Annotated in this window: 22 protein-coding genes; 4 read left to right on the forward strand and 18 right to left on the reverse strand. The window is 30.7% G+C overall.

Features of this window, described 5'->3' with window-relative positions; genetic code table 11:
- Positions 1–61: 61 nt before the first annotated feature.
- The 9 genes from QO263_RS13395 to QO263_RS13435 all read right to left on the reverse strand — a co-directional run bounded on the left by QO263_RS13395 (position 62) and on the right by QO263_RS13435 (position 4,996).
- Positions 62–241, reverse strand: a complete 180-nt coding sequence (locus QO263_RS13395; RefSeq protein ID WP_285622392.1) for a hypothetical protein — start codon at positions 239–241, stop codon at positions 62–64.
- Positions 242–456: 215 nt separating this feature from the next.
- Positions 457–1,149: a hypothetical protein gene (locus tag QO263_RS13400; protein WP_285622394.1), complete on the reverse strand. Its 693-nt coding sequence runs from the start codon at positions 1,147–1,149 to the stop codon at positions 457–459.
- 13 nt (positions 1,150–1,162) lie between these two features.
- On the reverse strand, positions 1,163–1,681 hold the full coding sequence (locus QO263_RS13405; RefSeq protein ID WP_285622396.1) for a hypothetical protein: 519 nt from the start codon (positions 1,679–1,681) through the stop codon (positions 1,163–1,165).
- 8 nt (positions 1,682–1,689) lie between these two features.
- Complete coding sequence (locus tag QO263_RS13410; protein ID WP_285622398.1) at positions 1,690–2,070, reverse strand: hypothetical protein; 381 nt, start codon at positions 2,068–2,070, stop codon at positions 1,690–1,692.
- Positions 2,071–2,092: 22 nt separating this feature from the next.
- Complete coding sequence (locus QO263_RS13415) at positions 2,093–2,314, reverse strand: hypothetical protein (RefSeq protein WP_285622400.1); 222 nt, start codon at positions 2,312–2,314, stop codon at positions 2,093–2,095.
- Positions 2,307–2,657 carry a single-stranded DNA-binding protein gene (locus QO263_RS13420; RefSeq protein ID WP_285622405.1) on the reverse strand — a complete coding sequence of 117 codons (351 nt, stop codon included), beginning with the start codon at positions 2,655–2,657 and terminating at the stop codon, positions 2,307–2,309. The genes QO263_RS13415 and QO263_RS13420 overlap by 8 nt, the downstream gene beginning before the upstream one ends.
- A 39-nt stretch (positions 2,658–2,696) precedes the next feature.
- The gene (locus tag QO263_RS13425; protein WP_285622409.1) at positions 2,697–3,458 is read right to left on the reverse strand and encodes a type II secretion system F family protein; all 762 of its coding nucleotides are present in this window, start codon (positions 3,456–3,458) and stop codon (positions 2,697–2,699) included.
- A gap of 423 nt (positions 3,459–3,881) precedes the next feature.
- Positions 3,882–4,229, reverse strand: coding sequence for a four-helix bundle copper-binding protein (locus QO263_RS13430; protein WP_285622411.1), 348 nt, complete (start codon positions 4,227–4,229; stop codon positions 3,882–3,884).
- Between the two features lie 209 nt (positions 4,230–4,438).
- Entirely contained in the window at positions 4,439–4,996 is a 558-nt protein-coding gene (locus tag QO263_RS13435) for a ferritin family protein (RefSeq protein WP_285622413.1), read from the reverse strand.
- Positions 4,997–5,187: 191 nt separating this feature from the next.
- On the opposite strand from QO263_RS13435, the gene QO263_RS13440 reads away from it, so the two are divergent.
- Positions 5,188–6,216, forward strand: a complete 1,029-nt coding sequence (locus QO263_RS13440) for a cell wall-binding repeat-containing protein (RefSeq protein WP_285622415.1) — start codon at positions 5,188–5,190, stop codon at positions 6,214–6,216.
- 240 nt (positions 6,217–6,456) lie between these two features.
- Here QO263_RS13440 and QO263_RS13445 read toward each other — a convergent pair whose 3' ends face one another.
- The 5 genes from QO263_RS13445 to QO263_RS13465 form a co-directional block, all read right to left on the reverse strand.
- Entirely contained in the window at positions 6,457–6,873 is a 417-nt protein-coding gene (locus QO263_RS13445; RefSeq protein ID WP_285622417.1) for a hypothetical protein, read from the reverse strand.
- Positions 6,874–7,064: 191 nt separating this feature from the next.
- Positions 7,065–7,445, reverse strand: a complete 381-nt coding sequence (locus QO263_RS13450) for a hypothetical protein (protein WP_285622420.1) — start codon at positions 7,443–7,445, stop codon at positions 7,065–7,067.
- Between the two features lie 34 nt (positions 7,446–7,479).
- Complete coding sequence (locus QO263_RS13455) at positions 7,480–7,713, reverse strand: hypothetical protein (protein WP_285622423.1); 234 nt, start codon at positions 7,711–7,713, stop codon at positions 7,480–7,482.
- A 64-nt stretch (positions 7,714–7,777) separates the two neighbouring features.
- On the reverse strand, positions 7,778–8,188 hold the full coding sequence (locus QO263_RS13460; RefSeq protein WP_285622425.1) for a hypothetical protein: 411 nt from the start codon (positions 8,186–8,188) through the stop codon (positions 7,778–7,780).
- Positions 8,189–8,394: 206 nt separating this feature from the next.
- Complete coding sequence (locus QO263_RS13465) at positions 8,395–8,670, reverse strand: DUF3781 domain-containing protein (RefSeq protein ID WP_285622428.1); 276 nt, start codon at positions 8,668–8,670, stop codon at positions 8,395–8,397.
- A gap of 633 nt (positions 8,671–9,303) precedes the next feature.
- Here QO263_RS13465 and QO263_RS13470 point away from each other — a divergent pair.
- The 3 genes from QO263_RS13470 (at position 9,304) to QO263_RS13480 (ending at position 11,615) form a co-directional block, all read left to right on the forward strand.
- Positions 9,304–10,424, forward strand: a protein-coding gene (locus tag QO263_RS13470; RefSeq protein WP_285622429.1) for an IS3 family transposase whose coding sequence is annotated in 2 segments (ribosomal slippage) — positions 9,304–9,553 and positions 9,553–10,424 — 1,122 coding nt in all. Because the reading frame shifts where the segments join, the coding sequence is not laid out codon by codon here.
- A 148-nt stretch (positions 10,425–10,572) separates the two neighbouring features.
- A complete protein-coding gene (locus tag QO263_RS13475; RefSeq protein ID WP_285622431.1) occupies positions 10,573–11,193 on the forward strand; it encodes a DUF6143 family protein in 621 nt (206 codons plus the stop codon).
- 128 nt (positions 11,194–11,321) lie between these two features.
- Positions 11,322–11,615 carry a hypothetical protein gene (locus QO263_RS13480; protein ID WP_285622434.1) on the forward strand — a complete coding sequence of 98 codons (294 nt, stop codon included), beginning with the start codon at positions 11,322–11,324 and terminating at the stop codon, positions 11,613–11,615.
- Positions 11,616–11,650: 35 nt separating this feature from the next.
- On the opposite strand, the gene QO263_RS13485 is transcribed toward QO263_RS13480, so the two are convergent.
- The 4 genes from QO263_RS13485 to QO263_RS13500 are packed head-to-tail and all read right to left on the reverse strand — an operon-like array spanning position 11,651 to position 15,422.
- A complete protein-coding gene (locus QO263_RS13485) occupies positions 11,651–12,559 on the reverse strand; it encodes a type II secretion system F family protein (RefSeq protein WP_285622436.1) in 909 nt (302 codons plus the stop codon).
- The gene (locus tag QO263_RS13490) at positions 12,495–13,850 is read right to left on the reverse strand and encodes an ATPase, T2SS/T4P/T4SS family (protein ID WP_285622438.1); all 1,356 of its coding nucleotides are present in this window, start codon (positions 13,848–13,850) and stop codon (positions 12,495–12,497) included. The genes QO263_RS13485 and QO263_RS13490 overlap by 65 nt, the downstream gene beginning before the upstream one ends.
- The gene (locus QO263_RS13495) at positions 13,847–15,100 is read right to left on the reverse strand and encodes an AAA family ATPase (RefSeq protein WP_285622440.1); all 1,254 of its coding nucleotides are present in this window, start codon (positions 15,098–15,100) and stop codon (positions 13,847–13,849) included. The genes QO263_RS13490 and QO263_RS13495 overlap by 4 nt, the downstream gene beginning before the upstream one ends.
- Entirely contained in the window at positions 15,090–15,422 is a 333-nt protein-coding gene (locus QO263_RS13500; RefSeq protein ID WP_285622444.1) for a hypothetical protein, read from the reverse strand. The genes QO263_RS13495 and QO263_RS13500 overlap by 11 nt, the downstream gene beginning before the upstream one ends.
- Positions 15,423–15,427: the final 5 nt, after the last annotated feature.

Raw genomic sequence — 15,427 nt, forward strand, 5'->3', positions numbered from 1 at the left:
TTGATTTTTCCTATCTTCTTTAAATTTATATTGTTTTCAATCATTTGAGCTAATATTTATTTCAAATTATTCTTCTACGTAAAGTTCTTATAGATACTTCATGTTCTCCTAAGATTTCACATATGAATCTGTTTTCTTCAATAAGATTATCAAGTCTTTCATTTGTTTCTAAATGTCGATTTGCATTTTTAGGATCAAGTTCTATAAGTAAGGATTTTATTTCTTTCTGCCCTGATTCCAATAATTTTTGTCCTGCTTCTAGTGCTTTCTAGACCATTTCTTATTTATTGCTTATACTTTTGAGTTGACTGTTAGCATCTTCTTTAAAACCATAGAGATCATTTCTAATTTCTTTTAAAAGTGCTAAAGCTTCTTTTTCCACCTCCGCACCTCCATTGTTACATAAGTTTATCATATTAAAACTATTATTTCCATATCTTTAATTCACATTAATACTTACTCCTTGCCTCCCTCTATTTCATCTGAATTTGTCTCTATACTATTGTCATACTCCCATTTTCTCGGTGGCCTAGCAAGTTCAAATGCTCCCTTCATTTTATAGCTTGCTATTTCTCTCATTTCTTCTTCTGTTTCTACTGACAATATGACTACCTTAGGCAGTCCTTCGCTGTTGGGATGAATAGCGTTTCCTGTACTGTCTACTAATCCTGTTACTTTTACTTTATTGATAAGGTATTTCTCATTAGTGATTGAATCTGCAAATAATAAAGCATAGTATTCATCAATTTTTATTTGTGTACCTAAAAAATCAGAAATTTCCTTAACTTCAATCCCTATTTCCCACATACTCTCTACATCTTTCCTTACCTCTCCTCTTACTGTAGTCTTGTTTAAAAGAGCAAATTCATCTTTACTTACATCTATCATTAACTCTCTATCTATTAGTTCTTTTTTATCCCTAATTGCTTCGAGTGGTATCATAGAAATAGGTGTTTCTTTCATTTTTATATCTGAATCTTTTAAAACAATACCTCTAGTAAGATCGTCCGAAAAATATGCAATGCTTTCTGTCGACTCTGGTTGTGCTGCCTTCTTCATTTTATTAAAAGTATAGACTGTTAGTATAACAGCAATAATTAAACAGCCTATACCTATCTGTAACAGTCTACGATTTAATTTTATTCTCATCAATTTCCTCCTCTCAATGTATAAATGAATCTATGTCAACAAATACATTTTTCTTTGCATAAACAAAACCTATACCTTTAATATCTATAGGGATTTGAATAGATATATAGATTGTAGTTCTGGTTATAGTAGTTCCATTACTGGCCACAGTTGGTAGTTCATCAGGATTGAATATTCTAATTTCATCTATAATAACAGGATTCGTCTTATGTGGAATATAACTTTCATCCGTTGGTACATAGTTAATATTTAGCTTTAGATTTTCACGTATATATTGTCTTACAACATTAACTGCTTTTACTTTATCTAAGTATATTTCTCTTGCTTGAGGATCATCTAGTCCTGCTTTTCTCTTTGACATCTTTTCTAAATCCATTTCTGAAAAACCTGTCCAGCCAGCTCCTATCAAAGAATTTTCTACTCTATTGCCTAAAGAAATTATAGAATTGATTTCTATTAGAAATATGGTAAGTACAAACATTAAAAGAATCATTATTGTAGCAAAGGCAATATAAATCCATGATTTTCCCATGTCCATACCTACCTTTCCAAAGTCATTATTCTAGTTCTATTTTCATATGTTACTTTCATATTCTTTTCTTCATTAGACATATTTCCCTTAGTTACTTTGAAAGTATAATCAGCTTCTACTTTTAAAATTGCTTCAGTATTCCAGGATAATTTAACTGGTGCTGTTATATTAACGTTTGTAAGTCCAATGCTATTTAATTCATTAACTAGATTATTTCTATGGGTATCATTTAATCCTCCTTCAGCTTGCACTATAGCTAAATATTTATTACAAACATTATCAAATTTAAGCCTTTGAAAAAAAGGAAGGGAATATTGAATATTCCCTACTGCAAACATGAATAGAAAGATTATGACCAAAGCTAATATAACTAATTGTCCTGAAGACATTTTATTCCCTCCTCATTCACTCTTAAGATGAAAATAATGTAGATAGCTTGCCTTCTACAAAATTAGAAAAAAGTTCCCATATATCACTTATAAACGTCCTAATTGGTGTATTTAACAATATTAATGCAATTAAAATAATTGCAGAAATAATTACTCCTGCAATTATATTGTTTCCCCTTTCATTATTAACAGCTTTTACTATCTTTTTCTTAAAATTCTTAGTTCTTATAATTATTTTATGCATTTGCTTTTTCCTCCCTTTTATCTTTCTTTCCTTCTGCAAAATGTTGCTCTTCAACTACAACTTCTGTAAAGAAGTGTCTTCTAGTAGTTTCATCTTCATAGCTGCGGACTTGCAATCTACCAACTATACAAACTTGTTGACCTTTTCTAAAATATTTTTTAGCAAACTCAGCTGCTTTACCAAAAGCTATTAAATTTATGAAATCTGCATCTGGCTCACCTTCTTTTTTATAAGCTCTATTCACTGCCAGATTATATTTAGCTACTGCTATTGAATTTTCACTAGAGCTATATCTAAGCTCTACATCTTTTGTCAATCTGCCTAAAAGCATAACCTTATTCATTTCCCTTACCTCCTGTTTTTCATTTTTCTTCTTAACGTATTATCTAAACATCATACCTAGGCTTCTCATTACCTCAACAAATAAAGGAACAGTTAAGAGCATTACATAACATGTAAACAACATAAGTGAGGCAATAACTAGTTTAGTCCGTTTGTATTGCCTTTGAATTTTCCTCCTTAATCTTTTATTTCTTTTCATCATCTGAGATTGAGCCTTATGATTTTCTATAGTCTTACCTGTTTCCTGCCTTTGCTGAAGAATAAAACTAAATGATTGAAGCTCTACTAGATTTGACAACTTCCTTAAATCTTCTAGTGCTGTCTCTATATTCTTTTTTACTTTAGGTGCAGTAGCTAAATACTCTAATGGTTCTTTTAATGGTGGTTTAGCTATTTTAGAAGCATATGTTAATATAACATCCTCTGAAGTGCCTATTCTGTTCTGAAAGTACAAAACATCCTGAATATTACATAGCTCTAGTCTTATTGTATTTTTTCTGTCTTTAACTTTCTTGCCAATAAGCATATTTATTATAATTAAAAATGTTGATATAGCTGGAATAATACTTCTTGAAGCTTGTTCAAAACCAAGTTGAAAAATACTGTAAATAATAAGCACTATCGCTAACACATGTACTAGTATGAAAATTTCAGGAATAAGTATATATCCTGCTTCTTTTAGATGATTATCTAAAGCTTTGTACCATTTTGTATTAATATCAAGCTTGAATCTTCTACTACGATAGTACTCTTTATTCTTTGTTTTAACTTTTTTAGATTTTGTAATGAAATAAAAAAACACCAGTAAGATTCCTAACCATACTAGTGTTATAGTAAAAAGCATAGATATTTTTATTGAATTAATTTTTTTCACCTCTTTCTGTTATTATTAAACCTATATTTAGCATAGCTAAAATTTATATTATGGTATATGATTTACGTGGAAATATATTCGAATTCGCAATGTCATATCTAAAGGTGCTGTAAAAATATTTTATTCAATAGAGATAGTATCTGATCATAGCATCTTATTCCTAAGGTCTTTTGAGAAAACAATTTGGTGAATATTTAAGCCACTAGAACGGAAGGAAGGACACAAGAGTTTAGATATAACCTTCACTTTTTTGTTTTTTTATTCAGATTTAATGATGAAAAAAAGACCCTCCTAATTGACTATTAGGCTGGTCTCGTTTCTTTCTTACTAAATCTTATAGCAATATTACTTTTACATACTTGCCATTTTTCTGCATTCCTCTGCGCACATACGGCAAACATCTGCACATTTTTGACAATGCTCATCCTTGAACATAGCACACTCTTGTGCACAATTGTCACAGATTTTAGCACATAGCAGACAATGTTCTTTTGAGAATTGTCCATTCATTGACATCATTGAAGCTGACATTTGACACATCATAGCACATTCAACTAATGCACTTACACAGCTTTTTCTTGCATTTAAATCAGGTTCATTTAGACATGCATTAAAGCACTCAAAACATGCTTGTGCACATTTTGTACAAGCATCTATACATGCTTGAAATTTGGTTGTTACCATGCTTACTACACTCATCTTAAAACTCCTTTCTTTTTTAAGTTTTATCAGACTTATTGTTTGCTATTCCAGAGCATTTATACTTATTTTTCTAACAATATATACAGTTATTGATATCAAATCTTGTAGATCCAATTTTCTTCCTATTATTTTTTACAATATAAAAACCCACCTTAAAAGGCAGGTTTCATGACTCTGAGGCTATTAACTAGCCTTTTCAATTATTTTTAAATATAGCTGCTTTTATTTTGCAAATTCATCAGCATATACATAAACCAAGTTGCATGACGTTGCTCATCATGAGAGGCATGCATAAAATGCATCTGAATATGATGATCTGTTGCTCTTTGTGCAATATCCTGATAAAAAGAAGCAGCTTCTAGTTCATCTTGAATCGCTGTTCTAACACCTTCCTCGAATGACCTAGGTAATTCTCCAGCAGGGATTTGTGGCTGTTGTGCTCCCATTCTGCGTAGAATCATAGTGAACCAATGATAGTGTTTCGCTTCATCTTGCTGAATTCTTAATATAACTTGTCGATCCCGTTCATTCGTAGCTAGTTCAGCTAGTTTTTGATAAAAATTGTAAGCATGTACCTCTCCAATTATAGCCTTTGAAATATCATTTATTAAAAGAGTATCACTCATTGAAGTTCCATGACCCATACCCATTTGTCCTTGCTCCATACCCATATGCCCTTGCTCCATCCCCATATGCCCTTGCTCCATACCCATATGCCCTTGACAATTACAGTGTTGGTTTACATTAATAGAATTGCTATACATATAAACTCTCCTCCATTACTATAGTTCCCTCACTAATAGTATATTTTCATTATTTGAATCATGTGAATCTATTCATAGGGTCTATGATTATAACAATATCTTCTACATCAAGGTATCTAGTACGACTCACCATCCGTTAGTAGATTCATAAAATATTATAAGAAAACTTTATATAAAGGAGGATATTAATAATGAATTCTGACAAAGCATTAGACACTTTAAATACTACTCGTATCTGTGGGGGAAATATTTTCGAAAATGCCATTGCTATATCAGATATTGTTTACGCAGATAAGTCCCCAAATTCAGTTATAATAGCAAATGGAGACCTATACCAGGACGCTTTTGCTGCAACTCCCCTTATACATTTTCCTCGTAATGCTCCTATTCTTTTTTCTCATGCAAATTATATAGATCCCTCTACTGTATCCCAAATATTTAAACTGCAACCAAAAGGAGTAGATGGTGTACATGTTTTTATTGTAGGAGGTATTTCATATGGTGTTGAATACTATCTTAGTACATTAGGATTAAAAGTAAAAAGGATATCCGGCACTAATTTTTTTGATACATCAGCTAAAATAGCCGAGTATTTAGGTTTTCCTCAAAACATCATGATTGTGTCTTCAGAAGATTATAGAGAAGGTCTATCAGCATGTGCCTGGGCAGCTCATATGGGAGATATTATACTGTTTGCAACAAGAGATGAGCTTCCAATATATACCCGTAACGTAATCCTGAGAACAAAAAATGCCAATGTATTTATTATAGGTAGTACCAATATGATATCAAAAAATGTTGAAATGGAAATAAAAAAACTCAATCCAAAGTTTGTAGATAGAATTTCAGGCTATAATCCTTATGATGTTTCAGTAAACTTCGCAAAATATAAAAGTCCTGACGGAAAATTTGGGTGGGGAAAAACCAATAGAGATGGTCATGCTTTTACCTTTACATCTATTCAAAATCCTTTTAATAGTGTTTCAGCTGCTCTATTTGCCCATCTAGGAAAACACGCCCCTATTCTTGTAGTAAACAAAGATATTTTTCCTGAAATAACCCGTAATTATATTGAATCAGTAAAGCCACAGCCTAAGCCAGAGCCACACCCACCTTTCATGCATGGTTGGATTGTAGGCTGTAGTGATACAATTTCAGTACATGTACAACTTGAAATAGAACGCTCACTATCTATCGACGAATTTCATGCAGGAATGTAATTAATTATTTGAAAAAAGCTTTATTAAGTAAAAGAAGATGCTCATGAGGCATCTTTTTAATTTATATAAAAAAATGTTGTTTATTTTTTAATTTAAAGACCTCAAAGTTACTTTCAACGGCCATTCCTATTTGTTTTGTAATATCTTAAAATCATATGAATGAAGTTGATTTCTTCCCGCTAATACAGTGTCATCATCTTTAAAGTTTTGTAAAAAATATCTTTTACTTGGTTTTATATACTATGCAATTTCTAAAATATCTTCTTCACTAAGCAATTCCTTACAAGCGGTAGTTCTAAATTCATAATCAATATTAGAACTTTTGATAATTTTAATGCTATCCTTTATTTTATCTATATCTACTTTTGTTCCTACTAAGAGCTCGTATTTATAAAATGGAGCCTTAATATCCATAACTACATAACCAACTAGTTTTTCTACTAGAAGTTTTTCTAGGATTTCTGGATTTGTACCATTTGTGTCTAGCTTAACTAAATATCCTTTATATTTTATTCTATAAAGGTCATAGTCTAGACATACATTTTCTACTTGTTTAGAGAGTTTATTGTTTAGTCCATATCCTGTGCCACCTTTAATAATTTCTTTTGCATTTATTACTACTGCATAATCTGGTGTAAAGCTAAAAACTTTGCTCATATAAACCTTGTTATATTGGCTCATGGGAAAGAACCACTCGACTTCATCTCCTTGTTGTTTATGCTACTTACTTATTTTCATTAAAGCCAAGTTAGGAAAGTTATGTCCATCTATATCCAGTGGTCCTATTTTCAAAACTTCACCTCCAATGAAGTATAAATAACATTATCCGCATACTGTAAATTTAGTGATTACCAATCTGTAGAAGCTATACGGAAAGGTTCTTCATACTCTCCATTTTTTTCTATAGCCTCTCTAAAGGTTATATATTTATATACCTCTCTGCTTCTTCTTATTAAATTTCCAGGCTCAGGCTTTCTTATTCTTCTGCCATGGACTATTTTGTAACTTACTATTTCATCATTGTCTCCTAGCTTTTCTAAATCTTCTATGTCTTCTGTTAACCACCACATGCCCTCTTTATCTATATCGCATTCTTTAATGTTTTCTATAGGATTGTCGTCTTCATCTAGGTTGTATTCTTTTAAGTAAAAATCTAACGTTTCTTCTATGTTTAATTTGCTTGCCCACCACTCATAATCGTTAATTTTGTAAACTTTAATATCATTCATTTTCAGTTTCATTCTCCTCACATTGATTTATTATTTAATCTTCATAAGAAATATGGTCTTTGCACTCCTTGCACTTTCCGCTAGGCTCATCATCCCAACGACTTTTTTGATAACCTAAACATTTGTTTCCACTCTTTTCAGCTTCTTGACATCTGTCGTAACTAGAAGCATAATCCAATATTAATTCAATTAAATCTTCACTCGCATAATAATTGTGCTCCTTAACTAATTTTCTATTTATATGGCTAACCATTTCTTTATTTGCCATGCTACGCATCTCCCCTTTCTCTGCTAATCCTCAAGTTAATGAATAATATTAAGCTTATGTGTAACTATCCATTCTTTCTTCTCTTTTCTAGTTTTTCTAATTGAGCTATAGCACCTTCGCAAGTATCATAAATTTTTGCTTTATATTTACTGTCTCTTTTTATAGCAGTTAAACCTATTCTTTTTGCAGTTATCCCACATTTAATACATTTTACATTATCGTAATTTAGCCCACCTCTCATTTGAGTGACTAGATTTTGTTTTTCCCACATGTGTAGAGTTTTAGTAGGAGAATTAATATCCTTGACTGTTACATTTATCAATTCCCTAGGTCTTTCATTAGGTCTTAAACTATCATTGAATCTATCTATTAGGTTTTGTGCGTATTTTACTGGATCTAAGCTATTATCAATATCATATTCTTCTGTAAATTCCATCCCTGTTTTTATAATTTTCACTGCCATTTCGATTTTCATGTTTTCTCTCCTCTCTATTACGCATTTATAACATATCTAGACATACTGTAAATTCAGTGAATATAATACTTGTTATGCGACATAAAAAATACCGTAAAATTCTTTTCTGAATAATACGGTATTTCAATGTAATATTAAGTTTTAACAAACACGACGTTTAATAAAAACTATGTTCATCAACTTATTTCAAATCTACAAAGTGAAATTTATTTATTTTTTAACTTATGAGCAGTAATTATCGTATAGCTTGAAGCATTCACTGTTATCTCAGAATCAGCTGTTTTAATATACCAGTTTTTACCTCTCCTAGCTATACTACTATTAGATTCTTGAATTCTTTGTCTACACCAATTGACAACATCTTCTACCTCTAAACATAGATTTCTTTTAATTCGTTCTACCCCCAAGTCAGTTGTATGCAGTTTGTCAAGATTTAAAATCAATAGTGTGTTTTTATTGTTATCATTAATTTGTTCTACCATATACTCTCCTTTCAAATTCAAACTACTGTTCATTAAGTATTTTTTGGCTTTCTTAAGTCATCTTTATCTACTATTTCGACGCTATTTTTTAAAAATGCGAATTAACTAAACTTCACATTATGCTCATAATCCTACCTGTGCTGGATCTTTTGTTTCAACTTATCAGATAATCTAAAAATAATCGTTAATATAACCACAATTAGCAGCAAAGACAACAGTATACATGCAACGTATGTTGTGCCATTTATCTGAGGGAAAAGATTCTCTATTCCCATTTTCGTTAACAGTCCGAGTGCTATACCCAAAATTATAAAACAGCTTTTTCTAATCATATTGTCTCCTTTTATAAATATAAATAATTATTCATTAGTAGTTTATAACTGTTACAACTTACTTATATAGAGATTATAGCATATATATTATAATTTTTTTAGAATTATATGATAAATGTTTTTATTTTTTAATACCGTATTATTCAGTTTTCAGCGTTCAATATCTACATCTTTATTTTTAATAGTTACGTCGCATAAAAAACATTATCCGCATATTGTAAACTTAGTGGATAGGTTACAATAAACTAGACAATAAAAATAAGGTCATGTAAGCTATTAATAGAAAAAGGAGAGAGTTTATATGATAAAACGAGAAAGAAGAACCTATGCCGAAGAATTCAAAGATCAAATGGTAAAACTATACGAAAGTGGTAAGTCTAAGAATGATATTATAGCTGAATATGACTTAACACCCACCGCCTTTAATACCTGGATAAAAAGAAGCCAAACAACTGGATCTTTCAAGGAAAAAGATAATCGTTCCCCAGAGGAAAATGAACTAATAAAGTTAAGGAAAGAAAATCAACAGCTAAAAATGGAGAATGATATTTTAAAGCAAGCAGCGCTGATATTAGGACGAAAGTAAATGTGATTAAGAGTAATACCCACAAATACAGTGTATCAGCAATGTGCAAAGTCCTGCAAATTTCTAGAAGTACTTATTACTATGAATCAAAAGCTAAAGAATCTACAGATGAAATAACACTAAAAGTTATAGATATATTTAAAGCAAGTAGAAATAACTACGGTACTAGAAAAATTAAAGTCGAGCTAAAAAAAGCAGGCTATATAGTATCTAGAAGAAAAATAGGTAGAATAATGAAGCAAAATGGCTTAGTATCAAACTATACAGTTGCCCAGTACAAGCATCATGTGGATAAATGTAATGAATCAAAGATTGCTAATGAACTAAATAGAGAATTTAATACAGATGAACCTTATGCAGCTGTAGTCAGTGATTTAACATACGTTAGAGTTAATAAAAGATGGAATTATGTATGTTTCTTAGTCGACCTATTTAATAGAGAAATAATTGGTTATAGTGCTGGTCCTAATAAAGATGCACCTCTAGTTTATAGAGCATTTGCAAAGGTTAAAACTAAATTAGATAATATTACACTATTTCATACAGATCGAGGCAACGAATTCAAAAATAAAATAATAGATGAAGTCCTAGATACCTTCAAAATTAAGCGTTCTTTAAGCATGAAGGGCTGTCCCTATGATAATGCTGTAGCTGAAGCTACATTCAAGATATTTAAAACTGAATTCGCTAATAACTATCATTTTGAAAGCCTAGAGCAGTTAGAAATTATGTTAGCTGATTATGTAAATTGGTTTAATAATATTAGGGTTCATTCAACACTAGGATATTTAAGTCCTAGACAATATAAATTACATAACCTTAAAAAAACTGTCTAAATAAGTGTTGACTATCCATAGTAACCTTTCCCATTACACCGAATATTATGTACTAAAACAGGTTTCCATAAGCAATTTAAGTTTCTTACTAGCCTAACTATTCCTAAGAAATGCCCTGTTCAATAAATAGTAAAGGAGTAGTGTTTTTATGGATAATTCCCCATCTAATATTTCTTGTAGTATAATGAACTGCAATTATCAATCATGTATGTGCTATCGCCCTGCACCATCAATCTTTGCTCCAACCTTAGATTATACGGTTGATGTTCCGATCAACTTGGCCAAATCTCTTGAAGGAAAATATTTTGTTGGCTATGCAGATAATCTTACCTTTGGGAAGGGTACGAGCACTTGGGCTAGATTATACAATCCACCAAACTCTGGTGTTAATTTACATGTTACAGTGTGGACAGTAAGTGATGTATCTGAAACTCCGTTTCGAGCTCAAATCTGGTTCAATGCATCTGCTCCTGGAACACCTCAGGAATCCAATTTAATTACCCCAGCCAATACTGCTCTCTGTCCGCTACCACAACCCCGAATAAAGCTTCAATATGCAGTTGAAGTAACTGGTGAACCAACTGGTGGTATAAAAGCTTTTGTCCGACGTGCTCAACCAGAAACTACACTGGTAGATGATGAACAAGGAAAATTTATCTTTCCACCTTGCGGCTCTTTTCTCATTTTCTTGTCTAATCCAGAAACCCCCTACCAAGCAGCCTCAGGAAGAATTGCTTTTGGCTGGTGGGAAGAACCTATTAGAACCTGATTTTTATTATCTTTCAGCGTCCAGTACATCTGGACGCAATATATTTTATTTTTCTCTATACCTCTATCTTTTTATGGATATTTTTAGTATAATAATTACAGTATTTGCAAAATGAAGGAGAGATAAATATGTCTGTTATAGGTACACCTGCCGCAGGATTAGCCCTTATTATTTCTTGTATAATCGCATGCATCTTGAAAATTGTTTTATCTAAATTAATATATGAAAATTATGGTATAAAACCCTATAAGTATTTCAATGCATGCATAGTAGCAGTTTTTATAGTTCTAAAATTATATGACCTTTATTATGTTACAGCACCAAATTATAATTCATTACTATATCCAATTACTTCTGGTGCATCTTATGGACTTTTATTTGGTTTACTTTCTAAACCTATCAAGAATATTTCTGATAAATGACTCACCCCCTTATTCAGTGCGTAATTCTTTTACTATTAAGTCTGTAACTTATTCATGGATTGAATAACAATATATATAGATATAATAATATCTAAAGAAAATACTATCTGTCCCCATATTGGCTCTAATATAGATTGTCTATATGCAGAATTCATCAGTACATACATGACAGCAAAATTAATAAGCAATAAAAAATACAGTCCTATATTAAGCATTGAATCTTCTGTGCTCTCTTCATCTTCATCGTCATTTTGCTTCCCTATTTCTTCTATGAATGTATCTATTAATGCTACTATATCTCCCCCATGTATATAACAAATCTTTAGATTCTCAACAAAAAGTTTAAGTTCAGATACTTCTATCTTTTCCTTAAAATTTTCTAAGCATTGAATTGGACTTATTTTATGTTCATGCTCATATATCATTATATTTATATAAGTTTTTAAGGGGTCTGATATATATTCAGAAGCTCTTTTGAAACAATCAAATATATCGTTATTTTTACTAGATACAAAGAAGTTTTTAAGTATTATTAAAAAGTCTACAGATATTCTTTTAATTTTATATGAAAGAACATCTGTTATAATCTTTAACAATAGAAATGGTATAGTGCATAGTCCAAATCCAAATATAACAGATACTACTATATTCATATACTGCTCCATGAAGATTACCCCTAAAAAAAAGAACACAAAACATATAAAAATATGCGTCCATACTGAATAAGGAACATAGATTCTAATATTAGATTTTTGTATAAGTTTTTCAATGTAGTCTAATTTTGATTCTAGGACAGAGTTAAACCTTGTTTTTCTGCCTTTCTGATTCGAGTTTGCCTTTATTGCTTTAATTTTGGCTGGTATTTTTTTAATATCTATGTTACTTACTATAAGAAACAGTCCTGCTGAAATTAAGAGAATCACTATTCCTTTTAGCATTATCATTTATATCACCTTCTTCCAAAAGGTTACTTTGAATTAATTTATTAATTAAGCTTTCTGATTTTAAACTGCCCACTTTTTTATGCTTTCCCTGTATAAAAGTAGCTTCTCGATGTTCAATATCAAATTTCCATAAATAATTGTACTTATCTTTTTCTTCTGAAACAATTTCAGCTATCTCAACAATAGTAAAGCTATCCAGATAAACAATAATATTTACACTTTCATACAATATGTCAAGAAGTACTTCATCAGATAAATTGGTTCCTGACATTTTCATATTAATCATCATTTTTCTTAAAGCTTTCTTAGCTGATCCAGCATGTGCTGTATTAAATGTTTGGTTTCCAGCAAATGCCCCATTAAAGAAAGTCATAGCTTCTCCTTCTCTTATTTCTCCATATACATAAACATCTATACTCATGAGAAGTCCCATATCAGAAATTTCTCTTATACCATATACTTCTCCATACTCATTTCTTTTAACTAAAGTATGAACGGCATTAGGATGTTTTAAGAAGAGCTCTGGATGTTCCTCCATAACTAGTATCCTAGTCTCTTTACTTAATTCTTCGAGGACAGCTCTCATTAATGTAGTTTTGCCAGCACCACCTTTACCTACAAACATAATGTTAGCTCCTGACTGAGCATACCTAGTTAGGTCTTTTGCTTGTTTTTCTGTTAGCATTCCTATATCTATTAGCTCTTTAAGTGAATAAGCTTTATCTCTATGCTTTCTAAAGATTACTGTAGGACTTAAGGTAGTTACGGGAGATATACCACATATAATTCTTAGCTTGTTGTCTTTATCTTCAAATTTGACTAAGGCCTTATTTTCGTTAATCTCACCTTTTAAATTTGCTTGTATTGCAGTTTGTATGTAAGAAAGTAAATTATCGTTGCTTCCAAAATTAACATCTACTCTTTCCATCTTATTGCCACATTTTATCCACACATTATCAGGCGAATTAATATATGCATTATTAAATTCTGGCATATCAATGTATTTTTGCATAATCCCATAGCCTAATATATGATCAATTACTTCTTTAACTAATTGTTGTCGATTAACCTCAGCTACTTTATAGTTTTTATCAGCAATAATCTTCAGAACCACTTTTTCTAATGCCGACTTTGGCGATTTTGAAAGGGTTATATCTGCAATTAAATCCTTGTAGTTCCTAACTACTTCATCAGCTATTCTAGAGATTACATCATATATGGATATAAATATTTGCTCATCACTTTTATTCTGCTTATGAAGGGAGCGTTCTTCTATTCTATTTACAATCATTCATTTCCCTCCAATGCTCTTATTTTTTTCCTTTTACTAAAAAATTTTTCTGTCAACAGCAGTTTTTTCTCAGCATTTAATCCTAAGAACTTTAATATAGGTACATATTCATTCATTATTTTTTTACTTTCAAAGGCATTTCCTCGCCTATAATCCTTGTATTCAGATACATATCCAATAATCTGACCTTTTAGTTTTGACTCTATTTCTATAAAAGTTAAATCTTCTCCAGAATATCTATTGATTATAAAGAAAAATTTTCTAACATCAAAGTCTCCGTATTTTTCAAATGCGCTAATAAACCTATTAGCTTCTTCAATGTCAAAAATATTTCCATACACAGGTACAATTACTTTATCTGCTTTAATAAGAGCTTCATTAGTTGTATATATGTCGTACCAGGAGTGAGTATCAATAATAACATAGTCATATAGGAATTTAAGCTTTTCTATTACCTCATTAATATATTTAGGAAACACATTGCTATTTGCTAAAGTATAGTATTCATTAATATCATAAAAGCCTGCTAAAATGTCCAGGTTTTTTTGTTCTTTACTAGTAGTCAAAAAGTCCTCTAGCTTTTCATTAGTTAAAGTATCTCTCTCAAGAGAATGGAATACATTCACAATGGTATTGTCAAAATCTCTTTTAAATATCTTTTTAAATGCAGGCTTCAATGGATTAAAATCTACTAAACAAACTCTACAATTTTGCGTTCTGGCAATTGACATAGCTAAATGTGAAGCAATAACCGATGATCCTTGACTTAATGGCGAATATACCGCTATAACCTCTTTAAAAACAGTCTTAATCACTTCTTTGTATTTCACTTCTACTTTTGATTTTGAAAATATTTTAAAATCAAACTCTTTTGGATAATTTCTAACTGTTTTTTCTATTTTTCTCTTAGTAACTTCACTAAATCTAATAAAGCTTGTTACATTTTCATTTATAAGTCTTGTAATGAGCTTTCTTTCTGTAGAGCTTTCAAGTTCTTCTAAAAGAACTATAACCTTAACTCCTTTTGCTTTTGCTTTACCAGCTATTTTTATAAGGACATCTCCACTATCATCCAACAGCCTATTGAGTATTAACACATCTATGTCTATAATATCTAAAACATCATAGATAAGATGGATATTATCTTCATAATCAATTATATTTATATTAGCCGAGTTAATTACTTCTTCAACTTTTGGCTCTAATCTTCCTATACTTAAAAATACTTTTTCTTTATTCTTATTTCTCAACCTCTTCCCCCCATTCTGGCAGATGTTTATATGGATAATATTTTTGAGTTTTAGAAAATCTAATCATGAACTTGATTTGGTCATAAATAGATATATTAGATTTATCCTTCTGTGTTGCCATTATACTGGCAGTAATTGATGAAAGCATAAATATAACACATATCAAAGTATTGCTTGTGAGCAAATATATAAGAGCATCAATAAATATTGCAATTAAGCATATTAATGACGCTCTTACCATTTCCTTTCTCCCAAACCCATCAAAGATTTCATTCTCAGTTTTAAGTCCTTGAGGTATATATAAGCTTCTTTCTTCATTCATCTGTA

It is taken from the genome of Proteiniborus sp. MB09-C3, from assembly GCF_030263895.1.
Classification (GTDB): Bacteria; Bacillota; Clostridia; order Tissierellales; family Proteiniboraceae; genus Proteiniborus.